The sequence below is a fragment of the Nitrospirillum goiasense genome (assembly GCF_034427435.1).
In the GTDB taxonomy this organism is placed as follows: domain Bacteria; phylum Pseudomonadota; class Alphaproteobacteria; order Azospirillales; family Azospirillaceae; genus Nitrospirillum.
The window spans coordinates 102358-128421 of sequence record NZ_JAXQNP010000003.1 but is presented as its reverse complement, the minus strand read 5'-3'; the positions used below and the strand labels follow the sequence as shown (position 1 = coordinate 128421).

Annotated in this window: 17 protein-coding genes; 14 read left to right on the top strand and 3 right to left on the bottom strand. The window is 66.9% G+C overall.

The window, feature by feature from the left end; genetic code table 11:
• The first annotated feature begins 42 nt into the window (after positions 1-42).
• From ULB03_RS14895 to ULB03_RS14880, 4 genes are all read left to right on the top strand, one after another.
• Positions 43-1578 carry an acyl-CoA carboxylase subunit beta gene (locus tag ULB03_RS14895; protein WP_322483928.1) on the top strand — a complete coding sequence of 512 codons (1536 nt, stop codon included), beginning with the start codon at positions 43-45 and terminating at the stop codon, positions 1576-1578.
• Positions 1579-1603: 25 nt separating this feature from the next.
• Positions 1604-3610 (top strand): acetyl/propionyl/methylcrotonyl-CoA carboxylase subunit alpha, encoded by a 2007-nt coding sequence (locus ULB03_RS14890; RefSeq protein ID WP_322483927.1) that lies wholly within the window; start codon positions 1604-1606, stop codon positions 3608-3610.
• Between the two features lie 5 nt (positions 3611-3615).
• Complete coding sequence (scpA, locus tag ULB03_RS14885) at positions 3616-5766, top strand: methylmalonyl-CoA mutase (RefSeq protein WP_322483926.1); 2151 nt, start codon at positions 3616-3618, stop codon at positions 5764-5766.
• 151 nt (positions 5767-5917) lie between these two features.
• On the top strand, positions 5918-7198 hold the full coding sequence (locus ULB03_RS14880; protein WP_322483925.1) for a DUF3422 domain-containing protein: 1281 nt from the start codon (positions 5918-5920) through the stop codon (positions 7196-7198).
• A gap of 209 nt (positions 7199-7407) precedes the next feature.
• On the opposite strand, the gene ULB03_RS14875 is transcribed toward ULB03_RS14880, so the two are convergent.
• Together ULB03_RS14875 and ULB03_RS14870 are read right to left on the bottom strand one after the other, a co-directional pair.
• A complete protein-coding gene (locus ULB03_RS14875) occupies positions 7408-7641 on the bottom strand; it encodes a hypothetical protein (protein WP_322483924.1) in 234 nt (77 codons plus the stop codon).
• A 464-nt stretch (positions 7642-8105) separates the two neighbouring features.
• Entirely contained in the window at positions 8106-9170 is a 1065-nt protein-coding gene (locus ULB03_RS14870) for an NAD(P)-dependent alcohol dehydrogenase (protein ID WP_322483923.1), read from the bottom strand.
• A 277-nt stretch (positions 9171-9447) separates the two neighbouring features.
• On the opposite strand from ULB03_RS14870, the gene ULB03_RS14865 reads away from it, so the two are divergent.
• Entirely contained in the window at positions 9448-10227 is a 780-nt protein-coding gene (locus tag ULB03_RS14865) for a sulfotransferase domain-containing protein (protein ID WP_322483922.1), read from the top strand.
• 2 nt (positions 10228-10229) lie between these two features.
• Here ULB03_RS14865 and ULB03_RS14860 read toward each other — a convergent pair whose 3' ends face one another.
• Entirely contained in the window at positions 10230-10613 is a 384-nt protein-coding gene (locus ULB03_RS14860; RefSeq protein WP_322483921.1) for a spore germination protein GerW family protein, read from the bottom strand.
• Positions 10614-10899: 286 nt separating this feature from the next.
• Between ULB03_RS14860 and ULB03_RS14855 the strand changes: the two genes are divergently transcribed.
• The 9 genes from ULB03_RS14855 to flaF all read left to right on the top strand — a co-directional run bounded on the left by ULB03_RS14855 (position 10900) and on the right by flaF (position 26013).
• Positions 10900-12813: a CocE/NonD family hydrolase gene (locus tag ULB03_RS14855; protein WP_416211168.1), complete on the top strand. Its 1914-nt coding sequence runs from the start codon at positions 10900-10902 to the stop codon at positions 12811-12813.
• A 157-nt stretch (positions 12814-12970) separates the two neighbouring features.
• Complete coding sequence (locus ULB03_RS14850) at positions 12971-17392, top strand: CHASE domain-containing protein (RefSeq protein ID WP_322483920.1); 4422 nt, start codon at positions 12971-12973, stop codon at positions 17390-17392.
• 350 nt (positions 17393-17742) lie between these two features.
• Entirely contained in the window at positions 17743-18636 is an 894-nt protein-coding gene (gene cysD, locus ULB03_RS14845; RefSeq protein ID WP_322483919.1) for a sulfate adenylyltransferase subunit CysD, read from the top strand.
• Entirely contained in the window at positions 18636-20573 is a 1938-nt protein-coding gene (gene cysN / locus ULB03_RS14840; RefSeq protein ID WP_322483918.1) for a sulfate adenylyltransferase subunit CysN, read from the top strand. The genes cysD and cysN overlap by 1 nt, the downstream gene beginning before the upstream one ends.
• Before the next feature lie 191 nt (positions 20574-20764).
• Positions 20765-21826: an efflux RND transporter periplasmic adaptor subunit gene (locus ULB03_RS14830; protein WP_416211151.1), complete on the top strand. Its 1062-nt coding sequence runs from the start codon at positions 20765-20767 to the stop codon at positions 21824-21826.
• Positions 21827-21885: 59 nt separating this feature from the next.
• Positions 21886-22581: an ABC transporter ATP-binding protein gene (locus ULB03_RS14825; RefSeq protein ID WP_322483917.1), complete on the top strand. Its 696-nt coding sequence runs from the start codon at positions 21886-21888 to the stop codon at positions 22579-22581.
• The gene (locus tag ULB03_RS14820) at positions 22578-23741 is read left to right on the top strand and encodes an ABC transporter permease (RefSeq protein WP_322483916.1); all 1164 of its coding nucleotides are present in this window, start codon (positions 22578-22580) and stop codon (positions 23739-23741) included. Before ULB03_RS14825 ends, ULB03_RS14820 begins: the two co-directional genes overlap by 4 nt.
• A 26-nt stretch (positions 23742-23767) precedes the next feature.
• Positions 23768-24985, top strand: coding sequence for an ABC transporter permease (locus ULB03_RS14815; RefSeq protein WP_322483915.1), 1218 nt, complete (start codon positions 23768-23770; stop codon positions 24983-24985).
• A 509-nt stretch (positions 24986-25494) separates the two neighbouring features.
• A complete protein-coding gene (gene flaF, locus ULB03_RS14810) occupies positions 25495-26013 on the top strand; it encodes a flagellar biosynthesis regulator FlaF (protein ID WP_322483914.1) in 519 nt (172 codons plus the stop codon).
• Positions 26014-26064: the final 51 nt, after the last annotated feature.

Here is a 26064-nt window from a genome sequence, read left to right as displayed (position 1 = left end):
CGCCGCCACCCGGCGCAGCCATAACCGGTCAGGAGACGGGCGTTGACGCTCACGGTCATTGAAACCCTCGAAGCCAAACGCCAGGGAGCCCGCGCGGGCGGCGGCGAAAAACGCGTGGCGGCCCAGCATGCCAAGGGCAAGCTGACGGCCCGCGAACGCCTGGAACTGCTGCTGGACGCCGGTTCCTTCGAGGAATGGGACATGTTCGTGGAGCACCGCTGCGCCGACTTCGGCATGGCGGAGCAGAAGGTGCCGGGCGATGGGGTGGTGACCGGCCACGGCACCATCAACGGCCGCCTGGTCTTCGTCTTCAGCCAGGATTTCACGGTCTTCGGCGGCTCCCTCTCCGAGGCGCACGCCGAGAAGATCTGCAAGATCATGGACCAGGCGATGAAGGTGGGCGCGCCCGTCATCGGCCTGAACGACAGCGGCGGCGCCCGCATCCAGGAAGGTGTCGCCAGCCTGGGCGGCTATGCCGAGGTGTTCCAGCGCAACGTGCTGGCCTCGGGCGTGGTGCCGCAACTGTCGCTGATCATGGGCCCCTGCGCCGGCGGCGCCGTCTACAGCCCGGCCATGACCGACTTCATCTTCATGGTGAAGGACAGCAGCTACATGTTCGTCACCGGCCCCGACGTGGTGAAGACGGTGACGCATGAGGTGGTGACGGCGGAGGAACTGGGTGGGGCCGTGACCCACACCGCCAAGTCCGGCGTGGCCGACCTCGCCTTCAACAACGATGTCGAGGCGCTGCTGCACACCCGGCGCTTCTTCGACTTCCTGCCCCTGTCCAACCGGGAGCCGGCGCCCGTGCGCGTCACCGCCGACCCGGTGGACCGGCCGGAGCCGTCGCTGGGCACCCTGGTGCCGGCCAACCCCAACAAGCCCTACGACATGAAGGAACTGATCCTGAAGGTCGTGGATGAGGGCGACTTCTTCGAACTGCAGCCGGACTACGCCAAGAACATCATCATCGGCTTTGGCCGCCTGAACGGGTCGACCGTTGGCTTCGTCGCCAACCAGCCGCTGGTCCTGGCGGGTTGCCTGGACATCGACAGCTCCATCAAGGCGGCGCGCTTCGTGCGCTTCTGCGACGCCTTCAACATCCCGCTCTGCACCCTGGTGGACGTGCCCGGTTTCCTGCCCGGCACGTCGCAGGAATACAACGGCATCATCAAGCACGGCGCCAAGCTGCTGTTCGCCTATGGCGAAGCCACGGTGCCCAAGGTCACGCTGATCACCCGCAAGGCCTATGGCGGCGCCTATGACGTCATGGCGTCCAAGCACCTGCGCGGCGACGTCAACTACGCCTGGCCGTCGGCCGAGATCGCGGTGATGGGGCCCAAGGGCGCCGTCGAGATCATCTTCCGCGCCGACATCGGCGACCCGGCCAAGATCGACGCCCGGACGGAGGAATACCGGCAGAAGTTCGCCAACCCCTTCGTCGCCGCCTCACGCGGCTACATCGACGACATCATCAAGCCGCAAAACACCCGCCGCCGGCTGATCAAGGCGTTCTCCATGCTCAAGAACAAGAAGCTGGAGAACCCCTGGAAGAAGCACGACAACCTGCCGCTATAATCAGCCGTTCTGGGGGCCCGTCCCAATGTTTTCCAAAATCCTGATCGCCAACCGGGGCGAGATCGCCTGCCGGGTCATCAAGACGGCGCGCCGCATGGGCATCAAGACCGTCGCCGTCTATTCCGAGGCCGACGCCGGCGCCCTGCACGTCCAGATGGCGGACGAGGCCGTGGCCATCGGCCCGGCGCCATCGGCCCAAAGCTACCTGGTGGCCGACCGCATCATCCAGGCCTGCCTGGAGACGGGGGCGGAGGCCGTGCACCCCGGCTATGGCTTCCTGTCGGAAAAGGCGGCCTTCTGCGAGGCGCTGAAGGCCGCCGGCATCGCCTTCATCGGGCCGGACGTCCACGCCATCGGCGCCATGGGCGACAAGATCGAGTCCAAGAAGCTGGCCAAGGCCGCCGGCGTCTCCACCGTTCCCGGCTACCTGGGCGTCATCAAGGACGATGAGGAGGCGGTGCGCATCGCCCACGACATCGGCTATCCGGTGATGATCAAGGCGTCGGCCGGTGGTGGCGGCAAGGGCATGCGCGTGGCCTGGGACGACGCCCAGACGCGCGAGGGCTTCCGCAGCGCCAGCAACGAGGCGCGCTCCAGCTTCGCCGACGACCGGGTGTTCATCGAGAAGTACGTGACCGAGCCCCGGCACATCGAAATCCAGGTCATGGCCGACGCCCATGGCAACTGCGTCTACCTGGGTGAGCGTGAATGCAGCATCCAGCGCCGCCACCAGAAGGTGATCGAGGAGGCCCCCAGCCCCTTCCTGGATGAGGCCACGCGCAAGGCCATGGGTGAGCAGGCCGTGGCCCTGGCGCAGGCGGTGCAGTACCGCAGCGCCGGCACGGTGGAGTTCATCGTCGACAAGGACCGTAATTTCTACTTCCTGGAGATGAACACCCGCCTGCAGGTGGAACATCCGGTGACGGAGATGATCACCGGCCTGGATCTGGTGGAACTGATGATCCGCGTGGCGGCGGGCGAAAAGCTGCCAGTCACCCAGGAGGACGTCAAACTGACCGGCTGGGCGCTGGAGGCCCGCGTGTACGCGGAGGAGCCGACGCGCAACTTCCTGCCGTCCATCGGCCGCGTGACACGCTATCGTCCCCCGGCGGAAGGGCCGGGCGCCGTGGACGGCAGCATCGTCCGCGTGGATACCGGCATCCATGAGGGCGGCGAGATCAGCATGTTCTACGATCCCATGATCGCCAAGCTGATCACCTACGGCCCTGACCGCGCCACGGCCATCACCGCCATGGGCGACGCGCTGGACCGCTTCCAGATCCGGGGCGTGGGCCACAACATCAGCTTTCTGGCCGCCTTGGTGGAATCCCGCCGCTTCGGCGAGGGGCGCCTGACCACCAATTTCATCGCCGAGGAATTCCCGGACGGCTTCCATGGCCGCGAGCTGCCGGCCGAGGGGCTGACCCGCCTGCTGGCCATGGCCGCCAGCATCCACCTCAGCCGGGTGGAGCGGGACGCCACCATCTCCGGCCAGATGGCCGGCCACCACCGCGTGGTGCCCGCCAGCTGGGTGGTGCGCTGCGGCCGGGACAACCATCCGGCGGAAGTCGCCACCGTGGACGACGGCCATGACGTGACGCTGGACGGCCGGACGTACGCGGTGCGCAACGCGGACTGGCACCCCGGCCAATCGCTGTGGGCCGGCACGGTGGACGGCCATGCCCTGGCCGTGCAGGTGGACGGCACCGGCATCGGTTACCGCCTGTTCCATGGCGGGGCCGAGCTGGAGGTGCAAGTGCTGACCGCCCGCGCGGCGGAGTTCGCGGCCCTGATGCCCATCAAGGCCAAGCCGGACATGTCCAAGTTCCTGTTGTCGCCCATGCCGGGCCTGCTGGTCACCGTGGCGGTCGCCGTGGGTGACGAGGTCAAGGCCGGCCAGGAGCTGGCGGTGGTGGAGGCCATGAAGATGGAAAACATCCTGCGCGCCGAGTCCGACGGCAAGGTCAAGAAGATCGCGGCCGAAAAGGGCACGTCCCTGGCCGTCGACCAGATCATCATCGAGTTCGAGTGACCATCATGAGCGACTTCCCCGAGAAGACCCTGGCCGATTGGCAGCGCCTGGCCGCCAAGGAATTCGGCGCCGACCCCGAAGGCCTGGTGCGCACCACGCCCGAGGGCATCGCGGTGAAGCCGCTCTACACCGCGACGGATCTGGAGGGTCTGGAGCTTCAGACCCTGCCCGGCTTCGCGCCCTATACCCGGGGTCCCCGGGCCACCATGTACAGCCACCGGCCCTGGACCATCCGGCAGTACGCCGGCTTCTCCACGGCGGAGGAAAGCAACCGCTTTTACAAGGCCAACCTGGCGGCGGGGCAGATGGGCCTGTCGGTGGCCTTCGACCTGGCCACCCATCGCGGTTATGACAGCGACCACCCCCGCGTGGTGGGCGACGTGGGCAAGGCCGGCGTCGCCATCGACAGCGTGGAGGACATGAAGATCCTGTTCGACGGCATCCCGTTGGACAAGATGAGCGTGTCCATGACCATGAACGGCGCCGTGCTGCCGGTGCTGGCCGGCTACATCGTGGCGGCGGAGGAACAGGGGGTCAGCCAGGACAAGCTGTCGGGGACCATCCAGAACGACATCCTGAAGGAGTTCATGGTCCGCAACACCTACATCTACCCGCCCACCCCCAGCATGCGCATCGTGGCCGACATCATCGAGTACACGGCGCTGAACATGCCCAAGTTCAACTCCATCTCCATCAGCGGCTACCACATGCAGGAAGCCGGGGCCACGGCGGTGCAGGAACTGGCCTTCACCCTGGCGGACGGGCTGGAGTATGTGCGGGCGGCGGCGTCCAAGGGCCTGAAGGTCGACCAGTTCGCGCCCCGCCTGTCCTTCTTCTTCGCCATCGGCATGAACTTCTTCATGGAGGTGGCCAAGCTGCGCGCCGCCCGCCTGCTGTGGGCCAAGCTGATGAAGAAGCATTTCGACCCGCAGGACGCGCGGTCGCTGGCCCTGCGCACCCACTGCCAGACCTCGGGCGTCAGCCTGACGGAGCAGGACCCCTACAACAACGTGGTCCGCACCACCATCGAGGCCATGGCCGCCGTGCTGGGCGGCACCCAGTCGCTGCACACCAACAGTTTTGACGAGGCCCTGGGCCTGCCCACGCCCTTCTCCGCCCGCATCGCCCGCAACACCCAGCTGATCATCGCGGAGGAGACGGGCGTGCCCCACGTCGTCGACCCGCTGGGCGGCAGCTATTACGTGGAAAGCCTGACCCACAGCCTGGCGGCCGAGGCCGAGAAGCTGATCGAGCAGGTCGAGGGCATGGGCGGCATGACCAAGGCCGTGGACAGCGGCCTGCCCAAGCTGATGATCGAGGAGGCCGCGGCCCGCCGCCAGGCCCGCATCGACCGGGGCGAGGAAGTGGTGGTCGGCGTCAACAAGTACCGGCCGCAGAACCCGGAGCGGGTGGAGGTGCTGGACATCGACAACACCGCCGTGCGCGAAGCCCAGATCGCGCGGCTGAACCATATCCGCGCCAGCCGCGACGACGCGGCGGTGACGGCCGCGTTGGCGGCCCTGGCGCAAGGGGCGGCGGCCGGCACCGGCAACCTGCTGGATCTCGCCATCCAGGCGACACGCGCCCGCGCCACCGTGGGCGAAATCTCCGACGCGCTGGAGAAGGTGTTCACCCGCCACCGCGCCGTCATCCGCTCCGTCAGCGGGGTCTACGGTTCGGCCTATGACGGCGATGAGGGTTTCGCCCGCATCCGCAAGGATGTGGAGGCCTTCGCGGAGGCCGAGGGCCGCCGGCCGCGCATGCTGGTGGTGAAGATGGGCCAGGACGGCCACGACCGGGGCGCCAAGGTCATCGCCACGGCCTTCGCCGACATCGGCTTCGACGTCGACGTGGGCCCGCTGTTCCAGACGCCGGAGGAAGCGGCCCGCCAGGCGGTGGAGAACGACGTGCATGTCATCGGCGTGTCGTCGCAGGCGGCAGGGCACAAGACCCTGGTGCCGGCCCTGATCGACAGCCTGAAGGCGCAGGGCGCTGGCGACATCCTGGTGGTGTGCGGTGGCGTCATCCCGCCGCAGGACTATGACATGCTGTACCAGGCGGGGGCGGCGGCCATCTATGGCCCCGGCACCAACATCCCGACGGCCGCGGCGGAAATCCTGGACATCCTGCGCAAGCGCCGGCCGGCCGCCGCCTGACCCGTCACCGCCGCAGCCATGCAGGCAGCGAAGGACCGCGTGCGCGGGATGCGCAGCGGTCCAGCCTGGCGGCATGCCCACCCTGTGTTAGCATCCCCCATGATAGCATTCACGGGTGTGGCACCACGGACGGCGTAGGGGACAGGGCATCATGGGCATGGAGTCGGATCACCCGTTGCGTGGCGTCCTGATGCAGGAACTGCACTCCCGCATGGCCCTGCCCCTGGCGGCCCCGGCGGAGGTCTTCCACGTCACCTATCTCTGCACCCCGGCGGAGGGGACGGCCGGCGCGGCCCGGCTGCTGGCGGCACTGGACACCGCCCCCACCGGCGACGGCGAGGCACCACGCTATGGTGTCATCGCCACGACCCTCGCCGGCCGGCCGGCGCAGGTGAAGTGGGAACACCATACCGAGTTTCTCAGCACCAGCGTGGCCGTCAGCGGCACCGATGGGGACGCGACCCGTCTGGCGGTGGAGGCACTGCTGGAGGGCGTGTTCGCCCCCATGGGACCACGCCGCCTGGCCGCCGTGCATATCCGGGTGGAGCCGGCCGACGGCGCGCCGGCGCCCCAGGCCCTGAAAGCCCGCTTTCCCACCGGAACGTGCGCTGGCGCCGTGGTCAATGGCGGCGAGGCCCTGGTGGCCCTGGATTTCCACATCGATGACGACGGCTACAGCCGGGCCTTGATCCAGAATTGGGGTTTGACCAACGACCGCCTCGGCCGGCTGGTCCAGCGTATCCTGGAGATCGAGACCTACCGTGCTGCCGCCTTCCTGGCCTTCCCCCAGGCGCGGGACACCATGGCGGCCCTGACCGACATGGAACGGCGGCTGGAGGAAACCGTGGGCCGCATCCGCGACAGCAAGACCCCGGCGGAGGACCGCGCCATCCTGGACAGCCTGACCACCCTGGCCGTCGACCTGGGCCACTTGGTCACCCGCAACCGCTGGCGCTTCGGCGCCAGCCTGGCCTATGGCGAGATCGTGAACGAGCGGCTGGAGGAATTGCGGGAGGAGCGCATCCCCGGCCTGCAGCGCGTGGGCCTGTTCCTGAAGCGCCGCCTGCGCCCCGGTATCCGGACGGTGGAGGCCGCCGCGCGCCTGCAAGGCGAACTGGCCGCCGGCATGGAACGCGCCCAGGCCAGCCTGCGCACCCGCGTCGATGTCGGCCTGTCCAGCCAGAGCGCCACGCTGCTGACCTCGCTGGACCGCAATTCCAGCATGCATGTCCGCATCCAGGAGGCGGTGGAGGCGCTGTCCATCGTCGGCATCACCTATTACCTGGTGTCGCTGGTGGAAAAGGTGATGCACGGCCTGCCGGAAACGGAGGGTTGGCCCTCCACCAGCCGTATCGTCGCCATCGCGGTGCCGGTGTGCGCCGGTGTCGTCGCCATCGCCGCCCGCTGGCTGCGGCGCAACATGCCGCACTGAAGGCTTTCCTGACGCTTCCAAAAAGTCGGAAAGCCCAGCCGGGGCTTATACACGCGGCATTTGAACGTGACCGTTCAAATGCCCCCTCAGGCGCCGGGCGGCGGACATCCGTCCGCCTAGGCTCGTCCTCGCTGCGCCCTGCGGTGCTCGCTCCGGCGGCCCCGGTCGGGGCCTACAGCGGCACGAGTCACCATCTCGTGCCGCTGGTATTATTTCGGCGGGGCGTAGCAGGCGGCGATGTCGGCGCAGTTCACCGCCTTGGGCCCCGCCAGGGTGCCGGTGTTCTGGGTCTCATCTCGACTCATGGCGTCCCCCCGCGAGATCGGCGGCAGTTCCGGGGGGCCGAACATGGCCTTGAGGCGGGCATATTCCGCATCGTGGTAGGCCTGCTCCTCCTCCGGTGTCGGCAGCACCTGCGGGGTGACGATGATGTCACGGGGCAAGTCGTCCCTTTTCAGCGCGGGCGGTGCCGCGGGACCGGCCGCGGGGCTGTCCGCTGGATTGGCGGCCGGATTGGGTGTCGTCTGGGCCCAGGCCCCGAAAGACAGCGTGGCGATAACACCGGCAAGGATCAGCACACCAGGGCGCATGGGATCACCGCTTAAGAGCCGTTCGATGACCTTGAGCGTAGTCCGCGTCCGGGAGGGCCACAACCGGCACGCGCCTGGCGCAACCTAAATTCCATTTCAGCAAAATGAAACGGGCGGCGGAATAGTTCCGCCGCCCGTCCAAAGTTGGAACCGCAAGGCCTTATACTAAGTAGCGATGATCCTGACCTATGGCCAGGCTCATCGCCCTCAGTCGCCGGCGCCGCCATCCGGCGGCTTGGCTTCCGCGCCTTACGGCGCGCGGCGGCAGTCGCCGCCGATACCAAGGAGCGATGTATGGGAATCATCGCTCCTTGGTATTAGAAGCTGGCTTCAGCGGTCTTCAGCGAGGCCATATCGATCACGAAACGATACCGCACATCACTGGCGACGACGCGGTCATACGCCTCGTTCACGCCCTGGATGGCGATGGTTTCGATGTCACTGGTGATGGCGTGCTTGCCGCAGAAGTCCAACATCTCCTGCGTTTCCTTGATGCCGCCGATCAGCGAACCGGCCAGGCTGCGACGCCCCATGATCAGGGAGAAGGCGCCGACCGGCACCTGCTCCTCCGGCACACCCAGCACGACCAACGCGCCATCGACCTTCAACAGGCCCAGATAGGCGTTCCAGTCGATGGGCGCCGACACGGTGTTGATGACCAGGTCGAAGGTGCCCGCCAGCTTGGTGAAGGTCGCCTCATCCGACGTGGCGTAGAAATGATCGGCGCCCAGGCGCCGGCCATCGGCTTCCTTGCGCAGCGACTGGCTGAGCACCGTGACCTCGGCCCCCATGGCGTGGGCCAGCTTAACCCCCATGTGGCCCAGGCCGCCCATGCCGATGATGGCCACCTTCTTGCCCGGCCCGGCCTTCCAATGGGCCAGCGGGGAATAGAGCGTGATGCCGGCGCACAGCAAGGGCGCCGCGGCGTCCAAGGGCAGGTTGTCGGGAATGCGCAGCACGTAGTTCTCGTCCACCACGATGGTGGTGGAATAGCCGCCCTGGCTCAGGGTCTTGCCGTCGCGCTCCATGGCGTTGTAGGTGCCGGTCATCCCCTGGGTGCAGTACTGCTCCAGACCCTGGAGGCAGTATTCACAGGTCCGGCAGCTGTCGACGAAGCAGCCGACGCCCACCCGGTCCCCCACCTTGTACTTGGTGACCGCCGGGCCGACCTGGGTGACGATGCCGGCGATCTCATGCCCCGGCACCATGGGGAACAGGCTGCCGCCCCATTCATCCCGCGCCTGGTGGACGTCGGAATGGCAGATGCCGCAGTACTGGATGTCGATGACCACGTCATGGTCGCGGGGATCCCGGCGCTCAAAAGTGAATGGCGCCAGGGCCTCCTTGGCCTTGTAGGCCGCATATCCCAAGGTCTTGATCACGTCAGCCCCTCTCTGATGGCTTGATCTCACGATAAGGCGCGGCTTCCCGGTGTCCCCCCCGGCGCGGGCGATCCGCCCCCCGAAGCCATGCCCGTCCTAAATGGGAAGTGAAGTGACTTAGTTCAACCATCCACCCGTCGACTGATCAATAAGATTGGCCGGAGACGAACCGATGGTAGGCAGGCGCCATTTTAGTGCGACGAAATAGCCCACGCGGACCGTGTAATCACCCTGGATATGCTTCCACTCAAAATATTCACCGTTAATGATTGCAATCATGCAAAAAGATGACAGCCTCGCCGATATTGGCGACAACAACGTGATTGTTTGTGTCGGTTTGCCGGGGAGCGCCTCGACCTGGTCGTTCAACGTGGTGCGTGAGCTATTGTCCCACGCCTATGGGGAGGACGGCTTCAAGTCGGACTACAACAATGAACTGGAGCACCACGTCGGCATTGGTGACAGGCCCAAGGTTCCCCTGGTGCTGAAGACCCACCACCCGGACACCATGACCCAGGTGCGGATCGCGCATGAGGACATTCCCGCCATCATCACCCTGCGCGACCCCCGCGATTGCGTCGCCTCGCTGATGGAGCGCTTCGACCTGCCGTTCAATGAGGCCTTCGCCTACGTGTTGCGCAGCGTGCGGCGGGTTCAGTCCTGTCTGGTCCATGGCCAGCACACGCTAGTGTTCCGGTACGAGGAGGACTTCCATGACAAGCTGGACTCGGTGGCCCGCGTCGCCGACTTCATTGGCGTCAGCGTGCCGGATACAGCCCTCAGGGCCATTCATGAGGGCCTGCTGACCCAGACCGTCAAGCGTACCTTGGCGGAGATGGAGAATTCCGGTCGCTTCGTCGAGAACGCGGGCAGCGACGCCAAGCCCAACCTGTACGACCCCGTCACCCATTGGCACAAAACCCACATCGGCACCGGCACGGTGGGCAAGTACAAGACGCTTCCGGACCGGGCGCGGTCCCTGATGGACAACGCCTTCTGGTCCTTCCTCGCGGCCTACTACCTGCCGGGGGAAGGCGTCACACCGCTGGATGTCTGATCTCACGCATCCACGGTCGAGGGTGTCGCCGGTTCATCCTGCGGGACGCGGGGGCCGCGCATCCGGGTGACCATGGCCGTGACATGCTCGGCCGCCGCCTTGGTGGTTTCCGGCGCGATGGGATGGAAGGTCACCTTCCCATCCTGGACCACCAGCACGGCGCAGGGAATGACGCCGCCGCCCCCACCGCCGCCCACCGCCTCTCCCCACACGCTGCCGCCATAAACGCCGACGCCGAAGGTGGTGATGTTGACGGGAACGATGAGGCCGCCGGGTATTTCCACCGGCGTGCCCAGGACGCCCTTACCCAGGATGGTTTCAAACTCCGTCAGCAGGTCCTGCGACAGGGTTTTGGTGGGATCGGCGAGGAAGGGGTTGAGCAGCATGGCGGGCGCCTCCGTTGTGCGCCGCAACACTATCATGGCGAGTGGCGCTATGGAATATTTCCACTTAAGGAATCTGCGCCGCCGTCTGTAACAGTTCCGTTACCGAACGCCATTTGACCCCGCCGCCTGCCCCGCTATCGTTCGTCCCCACCCGCGCCGAGGTGCGGGATATTGGATAAAAGGGGCAAGGGTCATGGCTAGGTTGAAATCGGGACGGGCGGCCGGCTGGGCGCGCCGTGGATGGACGCGCCCACATCTGGGGCGCTGGAGTGCGGGTTTGGGCATTATGGCCCTGTTGGCCAGCACGTCACCGTTAAGCGGCACGGCCTGGGCGCAAGCGGCGTCCCCCCTGTCCCCCATGGCGCCCGACATCCCGGCCAAGGTCGACACCACCATCGAGGGTGCCGACTACATCAAGCGCGACGTCATGATCCCCATGCGCGATGGCGTGAAGCTGCACACCGTCATCGTCATCCCCAAGGGCGCCAAGGGCGCGCCCATCATGCTGACCCGCACGCCCTATAACGCCACCAAGCGCGCCAAGCGCTCCGTCAGCCCGCACATGCTGGCCACGTTGGCCCAAGGGGATGAGAGCTTCGTGGCCGAAGGCTACATCCGCGTCTTCCAGGACATCCGCGGCAAATACGGGTCGGAGGGGGACTATGTCATGACCCGCCCGCTGCGCGGCCCCCTGAACGACAGCGAGGTCGACCACGCCACCGACGCCTACGACACCATCGACTGGCTGGTGAAGAACGTGCCGGAAAGCAACGGCAAGGTCGGCATGGTGGGCTCCTCCTACGAAGGGTTCACCGTGCTGATGGCCCTGGTGAACCCGCATCCGGCGCTGAAGGCCGCCGTGCCCATGAGCCCCATGGTGGATGGTTGGAAGGGTGACGACTGGTTCCACAACGGCGCCTTCCGCCAGACCAATTTCGATTACTTCCAGCACCAGACCACGGTGCGGGGCCAGGGCGATGACATCCCGCGCGGCATCTATGACGATTACGACGCCTTCCTGCGGGCGGGATCGGCCGACGGATTCGCCCGGCAGTACGGCCTGGCGCAACTGCCCTTCTGGCGCAAGCTGACCGAGCACCCGGCCTACGACGCCTATTGGCAGAACCAGGCGCTGGACACCATCCTGGGCGCCCGCACGCCCACGGTGCCCACCATGATCGTGGCCAGCCTGTGGGACCAGGAGGACATGTACGGCGCCGTCCACACCTATGAGGCGATCGAGCCCAAGGACACCCGCAACGACCTCAATTACCTGGTGCTCGGTCCCTGGCGTCATAGCGGCGTGAACTATGATGGCTCCACCCTGGGGCCGCTGAAGTTCGAGGGCGACACCGCGCTGGATTTCCGGCGCAACACCATGCTGCCCTTCCTGGATGAGCATCTGAAGGACGGCGCGCCTAAGGCCGACACGCCGCCGGTGCTGGTGTTCGAGAGCGGCACCAACGTCTGGCGCCGCCTGCAGAAATGGCCGACAGCCTGCGCCAGCGGCTGCGTCGCCAGCCTCAAGCCGCTGTACCTGGAGGCCAACGGCGGGCTGGGCTTCAGCGCGCCGGCCAAGGGTGGCCCCGCGTATGACGAGTACGTCTCCGACCCGGCCAAGCCCGTGCCCTACGTGCCGCGCCCGGTGCGCTTCGGCGATGGTGACGCCTGGAAGCGTTGGCTGGTCACCGACCAGCGCGCCGTGGCCGACCGCACCGACGTCCTCGTCTACACCAGCGAGGTGCTGACGGCGCCGATGAAGATCAGCGGCGCGCCGGTGGTGAACCTCTACGCCTCCACCTCCGGCACCGACAGCGATTGGGTGGTGAAGCTGATCGACGTTTATCCCGACGAGGTGCCGTCCCAGCCCGAAATGGGGGGCTATCAACTGGCGGTGGGCATGGACATCTTCCGCGGCCGCTATCGCGACAGCCTGGAACACCCGACCGCCATACCGGCGGACAAGGTGCAGCGCTATAGGTTCGAGCTGCCCAACGCCAACCACGTCTTCCTGCCCGGCCACCGCATCATGGTGCAGGTCCAGTCCAGCTGGTTCCCGCTCTATGACCGCAATCCGCAGACCTTCGTGGACAACATCTTCCTGGCCAAGCCGGGCGACTATCGCAAGGCGACGCAGCGGGTGTTCCACCAGGGGGCGCAGGCCAGCTTCATCGACCTGCCGGTGGTCCCTGCCGACTGAGGCGGGCCCTCGGCAATTCCAACCAGGCCGGGCGTTCAACCGCCCGGCCTTTTTACCATCACCTCCGATTGCACGGCTTCAATCCCCGGCGGCATGCGCTAGACTTGATGTCGAACGGCGCGTCGTGACGCGCGCAAGCTGAGCAACAGGCGGCGTCATGCGTCCAATCCCGGGGCACGCCCTGGCGACTTCGTTGAGGATACTGGCCCTTGCGGCGGCCTATTTCGCCATGGCGCGCCTGGGCCTGGGCCTGGCCAGCCTGAGCGAAAGCGCCAGCCCGGTCTGGCCCGCCTCGGGCCTGGCGGTGGCGGGACTGCTGATCTTTGGCAGGGCCACGTGGCCCTTCGTCCTGATCGGCGCCTTCGTCGCCAACGCGCTGACCCCCGGCGTCGGCTTGGTGACGGCCGCCTTCATCTCCGTCGGCAACACCGGCGAGGCCATGCTGGGTGCCCTGCTGTTCAAGCGGGTTGATCGCATCGACCGGGAGCGGCTGCAGGTCTCCCGCGCCGCCGCCTTCGGCCTGGCATCCGTCATCGCGCCGGTCTGCAGCGCCACCATCGGCATCAGTGCCTTGCTGGTGTCCGGCAACCTGTCCTGGGACGTCAACCTGGGCGCCGTCTGGGTCACCTGGTGGACGGGCGACGCGCTGGGCATCCTGATCGTGACATCCCTGATGGTCGCCGTGGGTGAGGCCACCGCGGCCCGCTACCGCCCGTCCTACCTCTGGGCCACCTTGTTCAACGGCCTGCTGCCGGTGCTGGGGCTGACGGCGGCGGGCTTGCTGCTGCCCTTCCTGCCGGTGGCGCGCACCTTGCTGGGCTCCGCGGCGGCGCTGGGCATCTTCCTGCTGTACCCGGCCATCCTGCTGGCCGCGCGGCGCTATGGCCCGGTGGCGGCCCATCTGGTGGTGCTGGCGGCGGCGGCGGCCTATGTACTGGGGACGGCGGCCGGCATCGGCCCCTTCATCGACGCCACGCTGAACCAAAGCCTGCTGAACATGCAGGCCATGCTGGCGACCTTCGCCCTGACGGCCATCGTCTTTTCCGACATTCCCCGCCAATCGATCCGCCTGGCGTCCATCGTCTTCCTGGCGGGGTGCCTGATCGCGAGCGGCGTCTTCATGGACCGCACGGACATCGCCCGGTCCCGCGACGACGCCCACATGGGCAAGATCGTCGACAACGCCATGGCCCGCATCCATGAGCGCCTGCTGGTCTATTCCAACGCCCTGCAAGCGGGGGCGGCGCTGTACGCCACCGAATTGCCGGTGGGGCGGGCCCAATGGAAGGCGTTCGCCGCCACGCTGAACATCGATGGGCGCTATCCCGGCATCAACGGCATCGGCGTCATCTATCCCGTGCCGGTCGACGGGCTGGATGCCTTCCTGGCGCGGGTACGGGCGGATGGCGCGCCGGATTTCACGCTGCGGGCCGCGTCGGCGGAGGCGGTGCTGGATGATTTCGCCGACGCCCTGGAATACGACATCATCACCTATATCGAGCCACTGGCATCGAACGCCCCGGCCATGGGCTTGAACCTTGCCAGCGAAGCCAATCGCCGCGACGCCATCCTCCGCGCCCGCGACACCGGCCAGCCCGCGATGACCAAGCGCATTTCCCTGGTCCAGGACGCGCAGCGGCGCGCGGGTTTCCTCTACTTCATCCCGGTCTACGCCTCCGGGCAGCCGCTGGACACGGTGGCGCAACGGCGCCGGGCCCTGCGCTGCTGGATCTACGCGCCCTTCATTTCCGAGGTGTTCTTCCGTGAGGCCCTGCGGGACATGGTGGATGAGGTGGACGTGGCCGTGTACGACGGCGGCGTGGCGCGTCCCGACGCCCTACTGTACCGCAAGACGACGCCGGCTGGCCTGGGCGGCCAGCTGGCCGCGCGGCTGGGCCTGAAGCCCCCCACCCTGGCGATACCCGACCAGATCAGCCGGGTGGATGAAGGGGGGCATGCCCTGACCCTGGCTTGGTCGCGATCGGCCAGCTTCGCCACGGCGGGACAGGCGGGGGCGGCGCTGGCGGTGGCCAGCCTGGCCTTCCTCGCCCTGATGCTGGCGGCACTGACCGCGAACCTCCACCTGGTGCGCGCCCGCGCCACGGCCATCGCGGAGGGGATGACGCGGGAACTGAGCGCCATGAACGCCAAGCTGATGACCACCGGCAACCGGCTGGCCCTGGCGACACAGGCGGGCGGCATCGGGGTTTGGGAATGGGACCTGTCCACGCAGGCCCTGGTCTGGGACGAGCGCATGTTCCAGCTCTACGGTGTCGATCCCAACGCGGAGCAGCCCCTGACCTATGCCTTGTGGCAGTCGCGCTGCCATGCGGAGGATTTGGGGCGCATGCAGGCGGAGGTGCAGGCCGCCCTGCGCGGGGAAACCCCGCTGGACACGGAGTTCCGCATCCGCCTGCCCGACGGCACCGTCCGCCATATCCAGACCAGCGCCAAGGTCGAGCGGGACGCGAACGGCCAGGCGACCAAGATGGTGGGCGTGAACTGGGACGTCACGGCGGCGCGGGAAAGCGCCCGCGCGCTGGCGGCGGAGAAACGCCGGGCGGAAGAGGCCAACCGCGCCAAGAACGACTTCCTGGCCAACATGAGCCATGAGGTCCGCACCCCCATGAACGGGGTGGTGGGGATGGTCCAACTGCTGCTGGACACGACCGGCCTAACCCCGGAACAACGGGGCTATGCGGAAACCATCCGCGACAGCGCCGACGCCCTGCTGGGCGTCATCAACGATATCCTGGACATCTCCAAGCTGGAGGCCGGCAAGGTCGATCTGGAAAACCTGTCCTTCGACCTGGGGGACCTGGTCGAGGGGGTCGCCGCCATCCTGGCGCCCCGGGCCCGCGACAAGGGGGTCGAGCTGGGTGTGCTGGTGGTGGAGGAAGCGCGGCGGCACTGGCGCGGCGATCCCACCCGGCTGCGCCAACTGTTGCTGAACCTGGCGGGCAACGCCGTGAAATTCACCGACCGCGGCTGGGTCAGCATCGTCGTCACCTGCGTAGCCGAGACGGCACCGGGGCCCCGGCGCCTGCGTTTCACGGTGCAGGACACCGGCATCGGCCTTAGCGAGGACCAGGCCAAGCGCCTGTTCCAGAAGTTCACCCAGGCGGACGCCAGCGTGACCCGCCGCTTCGGCGGCACCGGCCTGGGTCTGGCGATCTGCAAGCAGTTGGTCGAGCTGATGGACGGCGATATCGGGGTGGAAAGCGCGCCCGGCGAGGGCTCCCTCTTCTGGTTCGAATTGCCGTTGGCGCCGGCCGAACCGGCGGACGCCCCCCTGGCCTCGTTGGAAAGCATCCGCGGACGCCGCGCCCTGGTGGTCGACGACCTGGCCATGAACCGCCTGATCCTGGCGCATAATCTGAGCTTCGACCTGGGACTGCGGGTGGACGAGGCGGAGGAGGGGGAGACGGCCCTGACGATGCTGGGAGGGGCCGCCGGCGGGGACGACCCGTATGACATCCTGCTCATCGACAACCGCATGCCGGGCCTGTCTGGACCGGAGGTGGTGGCCAGGGTGCGGGCCGACGCCCGCCTCAAGGACCTGCGCGTCATTTTGGTGAGCTCCATCGAGCCGGATCAGGCGACCCTGGACACGCGGTACGATGCGATATTGGCCAAGCCGGTGCGTCGCCTGTCCCTGAACGAGGCGGTGGCGCGCGCCTTCGGGTGCGTCATGCCGCCCAGCGCCGCCCGGGAGGCGCCAGAAGCCGAAGAAGGGGCCCGGCCCTTGCCCGCTGGCGGCGGTCGCCGTGTGCTGGTGGTGGAGGACAATCCCACCAACCAGGCGGTGGCCACCCTGATGCTGCGCAAGGCGGGCTACGCCGTCACGATGGCGGAGGATGGCGCCCAAGCCGTGGCCGCCTATGCCCGGGACCGCTTCGACATCGTGCTTATGGACGTGCAGATGCCGGTCATGGACGGGATGGAGGCCACCCGCCGCATCCGCGCCGCGGAACTGGCCGGCGGTTGGCCGCGCACCCCCATCCTCGCCATGACGGCCAACGCCATGGCGGGCATGAGCGCCGATTATGCGGACGCCGGCATGGACGACTGTGTCTATAAGCCATTCCGCCAGGACCAGATGCTGCGCGTTGTCGACCATTGGTCCGGCGGCGGGGAAGCAAGCGCCCAGATGTCCGCGCCCTCATCTGCCCCTGCACTACAAGAAACGGAAGATGCGCCGGTGGCCGCGGCGCCGGACGCCCCCCTGCTGGATGAGGCGGTGCTGTCCCGCCTGAAGCCGATCGCCGGGCCGACCGCCTTCGCCCGGCTGGTTCAGGACTTCATCGATAATGGCCAGAACCGGGTCACCCAGGTGGTACGAACGGCGACCGACGGCGCGGCACCCGACCTGCGCGCCCTGGGCCGGCACGCGCATGATCTTGTTTCAACGGCCGGCAATTGTGGATTAAAACGTTTGGAGGAAACCGCGCGCCAGCTTCAGTCCGCCTGCGATGGTGGGGATGGGGATCGCGCGCGGGCCTTGGCGGCGCTGATCGCGACCTTGGGGCCGTCATCCTGGCGGGCCCTGGGAGAGCATTTCCTGGCGCCGGTCGATTGACACCAGGCCTGCCCGGCTTTGCTCTGACGTTAACGGAAAATACACTGTTAATTTGTTATTTATTCACCTCTCTCCTACGTGTTTTTCGGGGGCGCAGGAATTCCATATTCGCAATGCGATGTGTGAAAGTTTCCTTTATACCTCCCTCAATAGGGTATTGAGTATGCGACGACCACCAGCGTGATCGTTAGCGTGCAATCGCAGGCTTCTGGGACCGTGAGCCGTATAGGACGGCATCCTTGGCGTGATGACAGAGTGATTGACGTGAAAGACGCGGCAGTGTTGGACAGCATCATACACCCCCCCTCCCCCTTCCCGCCGCGCTCGCAGGCACCCTTCCAGCCCCACGGTTGACGCATCTGCAGCGGCTTGAGGCGGAAAGCATCCACATCCTGCGGGAAGTGGTGGCCGAGACGCAGAACCCGGTGATGCTCTATTCCATCGGCAAGGACAGCGCGGTGATGCTGCACCTGGCGATGAAGGCCTTCTATCCGGCCAAGCCGCCGTTCCCCCTGCTGCACGTCGACACCACCTGGAAGTTCCGGGAAATGATCGCGTTCCGGAACCAGCGGGCGGCCGACCTGGGGCTGGATCTGCTGGTCCACACCAACCCGGAAGGCCTGGCACGCGGCATCGGCCCCTTCACCCATGGCTCCGCCATCCATACCCAGGTGATGAAGACGGAGGCGCTGAAGCAGGCGCTGGACCGTTACGGCTTCGACGCAGCCTTCGGCGGTGCCCGCCGCGACGAGGAGAAGAGCCGCGCCAAGGAGCGCATCTTCAGCTTCCGTACCGAGCAGCACCGCTGGGATCCCAAGAACCAGCGCCCCGAGCTGTGGCAGCTGTATAACGCCCGCAAGAACAAGGGCGAGAGCATCCGTGTCTTCCCCCTGTCCAATTGGACGGAGCTGGACATCTGGGAATACATCTACCTGGAAAACATCCCCATCGTGCCGCTTTACTTCGCCGCCGAACGCCCGGTGGTGGAGCGTGACGGCGCCCTGATCATGGTGGATGACGACCGCCTGCCCCTGAAGCCTGGGGAGGTGCCGGAGATGCGCCGCGTGCGTTTCCGCACGCTGGGTTGCTATCCGCTGACCGGTGCCATCGACAGCGACGCCGACACCCTGCCGGCCATCATTCGCGAAATGCTGCTGGCCCGCACGTCGGAGCGCCAAGGCCGGGTCATTGATCGTGACGGCGGCGCCTCGATGGAACAGAAGAAGCAGGAAGGGTACTTCTGATGGCCCCCGATACCCCTCTGCCCGACGCTCCGGAAGCGGGCGTGACCGAGATTGAGCGTTATTTGGCGGCGCAACAGTCCAAGGGCCTGCTGCGCTTCATCACCTGTGGCAGTGTCGACGACGGCAAGAGCACCCTCATCGGGCGCCTGCTGTACGACAGCAAGATGCTGTTCGAGGACCAACTGGCGGCACTGGAGGCGGACAGCCGCAAGGTGGGCACCCAGGGCGGCGACCTGGACTTCGCCCTGCTGGTCGACGGCCTGTCGGCGGAGCGCGAGCAGGGCATCACCATCGACGTCGCCTATCGCTTCTTCAATACCGACCGGCGCAAGTTCATCGTGGCCGATACCCCCGGCCATGAGCAGTACACGCGCAACATGGTTACCGGCGCGTCCACCGCCGACCTGGCTATCATCCTGATCGACGCGCGCAAGGGCGTGCTGCCCCAGACGCGGCGCCACAGCTTCCTGGTGTCGCTGCTGGGCATCCGCAAGATCGTCCTGGCGGTCAACAAGATGGACCTGATGGCCTACGACCAGGCCGTCTTCGACCGGGTGGTCGCGGAATACCGCGCCTTCGCCCGGCAGCTCGACCTGACGGACATCCAACCCATTCCCCTGTCGGCGCTGAGGGGTGACAACGTCACCACCCGGACCGACGCCATGCCCTGGTACCAGGGCCCCACCCTGATCGGGCACCTGGAAACGGTGGAGGTCGCGGACCTGCGCGCGGCCGCGTCCTTCCGCCTTCCGGTCCAATGGGTGAATCGTCCCAACCTGGACTTCCGCGGCTATGCCGGCACCATCGCCGCCGGCACCGTGCGACCGGGCGACCGCATCCGCGTCCTGCCCTCCGGCCAGGAAAGCCGCGTGGCCCGCATCGTCACCCATGACGGCGACCTGAGCGTGGCCGTCGCCGGCCAGTCGGTCACGCTGTCCCTGACGGATGAGATCGACATCAGCCGGGGCGACATCATCTCCGCCCTGGATGAGCCGGCCGAGGTGGCCGACCAGATGGAGGCGACGCTGGTGTGGATGGCGGAGGCGCCGCTGCTGCCCGGCCGCCCCTATATCCTGAAGGTGGGCACCAAGTCGGTGCCGGCCAGCGTGGCGACGCTGAAGCACAAGATCAACGTCAACACCCTGGAACAGCTGGCGACCAAGACCCTGGCCCTGAACGAGGTTGGTCTGGCGACGCTCAGCCTGGACCAGCCGGTGGCCTTCGACGTCTACCGCCGCAACCGCGACACCGGCGGCTTCATCCTCATCGACCGCCTGACCAACGAGACGGTGGCGGCCGGCCTCATCCGCTCCGCCATCGTGCGCACCGTGCCCTGGCAGGTGCTGGACGTGGACAAGCGCGCCCGGTCGCAGATGAAGGGCCAGCGTCCGCGCGTGCTGTGGTTCACCGGCCTGTCCGGCGCCGGCAAGTCCACCATCGCCAACCTGGTGGAAAAGAAGCTGCACGCCCATGGCCGGCACACCATGCTGCTGGACGGCGACAACGTCCGCCATGGCCTGAACCGCGACCTCAGCTTCACCGACGCCGACCGGGTGGAAAACATCCGCCGCGTGGCCGAGGTGTCGAAGCTGATGGTCGACGCCGGGCTGATCGTGCTCGTCTCCTTCATCTCCCCCTACCGGGCGGAACGGCGCATGGCGCGGGAACTGCTGGGCCCGGGAGAGTTCCTGGAGGTGTTCGTTGACACCCCCCTGACGGTGGCGGAGGAACGCGACGTCAAGGGTCTGTATGCCAAGGCCCGCGCCGGCAAGATCCCGAACTTCACCGGCATCGACAGCCCCTATGAGCCGCCGGAGTCGCCCGATGTGCGCATCGACACCCAGGCCATGACCGCCGAACAGGCGGCCAACCATATCTTCACGCTGCTATCCCGCTTCGATGAAGACGCCGATCTGGTGGACGGCGCCGCCATCTGACGACCACCGCTTGTTTCTGACCGAAGGGCCGGCTGGAGCGATCCGCCGGCCCTTTTGCCTATCTGGCCCCAGCCGGCGGACCGCAACTGGCACTGGTCGTCAACCCGTCTTATAGATCAACCATTTGTGGTGCGACATTCCGCGCCACGCGGTATGATGCCATCGGGGGATGTACCAGTCGGGGGGCTAAGGTGCAGCGGGACAAGGCGGAATTGCTGCGGTCGATCACCATAGACCGGACGCCGGCGGCGGCGCGGGATGGCGGCGGTGGCCGGGGCTTGGCCCTGGGAGTGGCGGCGGGTGTCGCCGTGGCGGTGATCGCGCTGGGCATTGCCTGGTCCACCGGCCTGCTCAACCGCTCGACTGTCCCCGACGGGGCCCCCGCAGCCAGCCCCGCGAAGCCGGCGCCAACGGCATCAGGTGCCGCCCCCCAGCCCGCCCCCGCTACCCCGGTGTCAGAGGTGCGCAGCGGCAACCTGATCGGGTCCGGCTACGTCGTGGCCCGCCGGGTGGCGACGGTGTCGGCCGATGTCACCGGCCGGGTGCGCGAGGTGCTGGTGCAGGAGGGCATGCTGGTCCAGAAGGGCCAGGTGCTGGCCACCCTGGACGATGTGCTGGCCCGCAGCGACCTGGATCTGGCCCGGGCCCGCCAGGCCTCGGCGGAGGCCGCGGTGGTCGCCAACCAGGCCGATCTGGTGGACGCGGAAAAGACGCTGGAGCGCACGCGCGCCCTGACCGGCCGCCAATTCTCCAGCGAGGCGGACCTGATCAAGGCCGACGCGCGCGCCGCCTCGCTGCGCGCCCAACTGGTTAAGTCCAAGGCGGATGTGAACGCCGCCCGGGCCACCGTCGCCTATGACGCGGAGATGGTGGACCGTTACCAGGTCCGCGCGCCCTTCACCGGCGTGGTCACGGAAAAGAACGCCCAGCCGGGCGAGATCATCTCCCCCATGTCCTCGGGCGGCTTCACCCGCACCGGCATCTGCACCCTGGTGGACATGGACAGCCTGGAGTTCGAGGTGGAGGTGAACGAGGCCAACATCGCGCGCGTCCATCCGGGCCAGAAGGTGGAGGCGACGCTGGACGCCTATCCCGACTGGAAGGTGCCGGCCTCCGTCCTGGCCATCATCCCCACCGCCAGCCGGGAAAAGGCCACGATCAAGGTGCGCGTGGCCATCGCCGCCAAGGATCCGCGCATCCTGCCCAACATGGCGGCCAAGGTGACCTTCCTGAACGAGGGCAAGGGCGGCTGAGTCCACCCGCGCGCCCATCACCCCTTTCCCGCACGACCCCCAACTGGGAGCCAAAGGCCATGACGGGCCAGACCTTGATCCACCTGCAGGACGTGTCCAAGCGGTTCGTGAAGGGCAAGGACACCATCACCATTTTCGACCACCTGGGCCTGACCATACCGGCCGGCGATTTCGTGGCGGTGATGGGGCCCAGCGGCTCGGGCAAGACCACCCTGTTGAACCTGCTGGGCGGCATCGACCAGCCGACGGACGGCAGCATCACCTTCGACGGCGGCCGGGTGGACACCCTGACGGAAGGGCAACTGGCCCGCTGGCGCGCCCACAACGTCGGCTTCATCTTCCAGTTCTACAACCTGATGCCCACCCTGACGGCGGCGCGCAATGTGGAGCTGCCCCTGCTGCTGACCCCCTTCGGCCGGGCGGAGCGTCGGCGCCGGGTGGAAGCGGCCTTGAGCTTGGTGGGCCTGGCGGAGCGCGCCAACCACTATCCCCGGGAAATGTCGGGCGGCCAGCAGCAGCGCGTGGCCATTGCCCGCGCCCTGATCTCCGACCCCAAGCTGCTGCTGTGCGACGAGCCCACGGGAGATCTGGACCGCACGACGGCGGATGAAATCCTGTCCATGCTGCGGCTGCTGAACCAGGAGATGGGCAAGACCATCGTCATGGTGACCCATGACCCGGAGGCGGCCAAGTACGCGCGTCGCACCTTGCATCTGGACAAGGGCCGCTTCACCGAGCGGGAGCTGGTGGCATGAGCGATTTCTATCTGCTCTGGCGCAACCTGTTCCGCCGCAAGCTGCGCACCTTCCTCATGATGCTGGCCATCTTCGTGGCCTTCGTGATCTATGGCGTGCTGGGCAGCATCAACTACGCCTTCGAGCATGGGGTGGATCAGGTGGCGGACAACCGCTTGGTCGTCAGCAACAAGATCACCTTCATCCAGCCGCTGCCCTTCGCCTATGTCGGCAAGATCCAGGCGCTCAAGGGCGTGAAGACGGTGACCTACGCCAGTTGGTTCGGTGGCTATGTGAAGGAGCCGCGTGATCAGGTCGGCACCTTCGCGGTCGACCCGGAGAGCTATATGCAGGTCTATCGCGACGACCTGCGCATCGCCCCTGCGGAACGGGACAGCTTTATCCATGACCGCACCACCATGATGGTGGGCGAGGCCGTCGCCACCAAGTACGGTTGGAAGGTGGGTGATCGGATCCCCATCAACTCCAACATCTTCACGAACAAGACCAACGGCACCCATGCCTGGGAATTGACCGTGGCCGGCATCGCTCACCCCGCAAAGGAAAGCGTGGGCACCAGCTTCATCCTGTTTCATCACGAAAACTTCAATGAAAGCAAGACCTTCGGCAAGGACACCGTAGGCTGGATCGTGCTGGAGACGGAAAGCGCCGCCGTGAACGACAAGGTGGCGGCGGCGGTCGACGAGATGTTCGCCAACTCCACCTCCGAAACCAACACGCAGTCGGAAAAGGCCTTCGGCAAGGCCTTCTTCGCCCAGTTCGGCAACATCGCCCTGATCATCACCCTGGTGGTCGGGGCGGCCTTCGCCACCATCCTCATGATCGTGGGCAACACCATGGTGATGGCGGTGCGGGAGCGCACGAAGGAAATCGCCGTGCTGAAGACCCTGGGCTTCCCGTCTTGGCGCATCTGGCGGCAGGTTCTGGGCGAGTCCCTGCTGTTGGCCCTCCTGGGCGGGCTGCCGGGCCTGGGTGTCGCCGCGGTACTGGTCACGCTGATGTCCAAGGCCCTGTCCGGTGCCCTACCCGGCTTGTTCGTCAGCCTGCCGGTGGTCGGGCTGGGGATCGTCTTCATGCTGCTGTTGGGCTTCATCACCGGCTTTCTGCCGGCGCGGGCGGCGCTGCGCCTGAACATCGTCACCGCCCTCGGGCGCCTGTGATCCGCCCTCTTTGAAGGAAAACCGCCATGCGTCTGTTCAACGAGATCGCGGTGGTCACCACCATCTGCATCAAGAGCATTCCCCAGCGCTTCTGGGCCTCGCTCTCCACCGTGGTGGCGGTGGGCTTGGTGGTGACGGTGCTGCTGGGCTTCCTGGCCATGGCGACAGGCTTCCAGCAGACCTTGCGCGGCACCGGCACCAAGGACATGGCCATCCTGATGCGTGCTGGCGCGCAGGCGGAGCTGAACAGCGGTGTAACCCGCGACCAGGCCCGCCTGATCGAGGAGGCGCCCGGCATCCTGAAAGGCCCGGACGGTAAACCCCTGGTGTCGCCGGAGCTGTATGTCATCGTCGACGGCATCAAGAAATCCACGCTGCCGCCCGATGGCAACCTGAAGAAGGCGCCACGATCCAACGTCACCCTGCGCGGCATGGGCCCGGCCGGCATTGCGGTTCGCCCCGGCCTCAAGGTCGTGGAGGGCCGCGCGTTCACCCCCGGCACCAATGAGCTGATGGTGGGGCGCGCCCTGCAAAAGGACTTCGTGGGTCTGAACCTGGGCGACACCGTCAAGCTGGGCAACAGCAGCTGGCTGGTGGTGGGCATCTTCGAACTGGGCGGCAGCGTCTTCGAATCCGAGCTGTGGGCCGACACCCCGGAGGTCCAGGGTCTGTTCCACCGCCAGAACGTGTTCCAGTCCATCCGCGCCCGGCTGACCGGGCCGGAGGCGCTGAAGACCCTGACCGACTATTCGGCCAACGATCCCCAGCTGAAACTGGACGTGACCACGGAAGCCGATTACTATGCCCAGCTGGCCAGCCGCACCTCCGACTTCATCCAGAAGCTGGGGTGGCCGCTGGCCATCGCCATGGCCTTCGGCGCCCTGGCCGGCGCGCTGAACACCATGTACAGCTCCGTCGCGGCGCGGGCGCAGGAGATCGCGACCCTGCGCTGCATCGGGTTCAGCGGCACCTCCTCCTTCATCGGGACCCTGCTGGAAAGCCTGGTGCTGGCGCTGGTGGGCGGCATTGTCGGCACCCTGATCACCTGGGTGGCGGTGGACGGCCTCACTGGTTCCACCCTCGCCGGCAGCACGTTTTCACAGGTGGTCTTCACCTTCCACCTCACGCCGGCGGTGGCCCTGCAGGGCATCATCATGGCGCTGATCGTCGGATTGGTCGGCGGCGTGTTCCCCGCCTGGCGCGCGGCGCGGGTGCCCATCGCCGAGGCCTACGGCAGCCCCTGAAGGACCCTGGGCCCGGTCGCCGCCTGGCACGTTCCGGCACGCCTTCAAAATATCTTTACCTTTTTGCCCTAGATACAGACCACCGGGCCCGGGCCTTGGCGTCACTGGGCGCCGCAGCCCGGCACCGGTGGTCTGCCGTTTGCATATATGCGAGGGCGCAGCCCCCAAGCGTGGGTCTTAACCGGCAGATGCTGCCGGGTTGATGGCCCTAAATGAGTATGGGATACTTCCCAAGTCGGCATTATTGGCCGCCCCAGGCTGTTTTTGCCCCTATCGGGTTAGGCAAAATGGGGATGGTGATGATACCGACACCCTGGGGATGGGGCCCCGGGTGCGAGGGAAGGTGAGGCCCGGCGAGATCACGTCATGGGACGTGGCCGGCCGGTAAAGGTAAAGGGTGGCATCGGCACCGCACCCGTCCAGGTTTGACCTGCCCTTGAGGCAGATCCGCCGGATGGGCTGACGGACCCGCCGCCCGGAAACGCGTTAGCCAGGGATCACGTGATCTGATGAAGCCTTCGGCCGGATATACCAACCGTCCCGCGTCGGACAATCCCCGCGATATCGAAGCCTGGGGCCTGACGGAAGCCGCGCGCCGGTTGATGCTGGCGGCGCAGACGCCCGAAAACCCCGAGCCCTTGCGCCAGGCGCTGTCGCTGAACCAGCGCTTGTGGACCATCTTCCAATCGTCCATGGCGGAGCCGGATTGTCCCCTGCCCAAGGAGTTGCGCGAAAAGATCCTGGTGCTGTCGCTGATTGTCGACCGCCAGACCTTTGAGCGGCTGGGCGATTTGGACGTCACCAAGCTGCAGTCGCTGATCGACATCAACCGCAACATCGCCGCCGGGCTGTCGCAGCGCCCAGCCGACGGGACGGCGAGCGTGCCCGCCGGCATGGCGGCGCCGACCGCGACACCACCGCGCGCGCCCATGATGGCGCCGCCGGCAAATCCGGGGGCGCAGCGTCCGGGCATGGCGCCTGCGGGCATGGCATCAGGGGGCGTGGGCAAGTTCAACATATCGATCTAAACGGATGACCGCGCCAAAGCGGGCGCAAAAAATGTCGCCCCGCCCAGGCCG

What these genes read in the sequence shown, in the direction of transcription:
- ULB03_RS14890 (WP_322483927.1), top strand. Translation starts at nt 1,604, where the DNA reads ATGTTTTCCAAAATCCTGATCGCCAACCGGGGCGAGATCGCCTGCCGG.
- scpA (WP_322483926.1), top strand. Translation starts at nt 3,616, where the DNA reads ATGAGCGACTTCCCCGAGAAGACCCTGGCCGATTGGCAGCGCCTGGCC.
- ULB03_RS14880 (WP_322483925.1), top strand. Translation starts at nt 5,918, where the DNA reads ATGGGCATGGAGTCGGATCACCCGTTGCGTGGCGTCCTGATGCAGGAA.
- ULB03_RS14865 (WP_322483922.1), top strand. Translation starts at nt 9,448, where the DNA reads ATGCAAAAAGATGACAGCCTCGCCGATATTGGCGACAACAACGTGATT.
- ULB03_RS14860 (WP_322483921.1), bottom strand. Translation starts at nt 10,613, where the DNA reads ATGCTGCTCAACCCCTTCCTCGCCGATCCCACCAAAACCCTGTCGCAG.
- ULB03_RS14855 (WP_416211168.1), top strand. Translation starts at nt 10,900, where the DNA reads ATGGCCCTGTTGGCCAGCACGTCACCGTTAAGCGGCACGGCCTGGGCG.
- ULB03_RS14850 (WP_322483920.1), top strand. Translation starts at nt 12,971, where the DNA reads ATGCGTCCAATCCCGGGGCACGCCCTGGCGACTTCGTTGAGGATACTG.
- cysN (WP_322483918.1), top strand. Translation starts at nt 18,636, where the DNA reads ATGGCCCCCGATACCCCTCTGCCCGACGCTCCGGAAGCGGGCGTGACC.
- ULB03_RS14825 (WP_322483917.1), top strand. Translation starts at nt 21,886, where the DNA reads ATGACGGGCCAGACCTTGATCCACCTGCAGGACGTGTCCAAGCGGTTC.
- ULB03_RS14820 (WP_322483916.1), top strand. Translation starts at nt 22,578, where the DNA reads ATGAGCGATTTCTATCTGCTCTGGCGCAACCTGTTCCGCCGCAAGCTG.
- ULB03_RS14815 (WP_322483915.1), top strand. Translation starts at nt 23,768, where the DNA reads ATGCGTCTGTTCAACGAGATCGCGGTGGTCACCACCATCTGCATCAAG.
- flaF (WP_322483914.1), top strand. Translation starts at nt 25,495, where the DNA reads ATGAAGCCTTCGGCCGGATATACCAACCGTCCCGCGTCGGACAATCCC.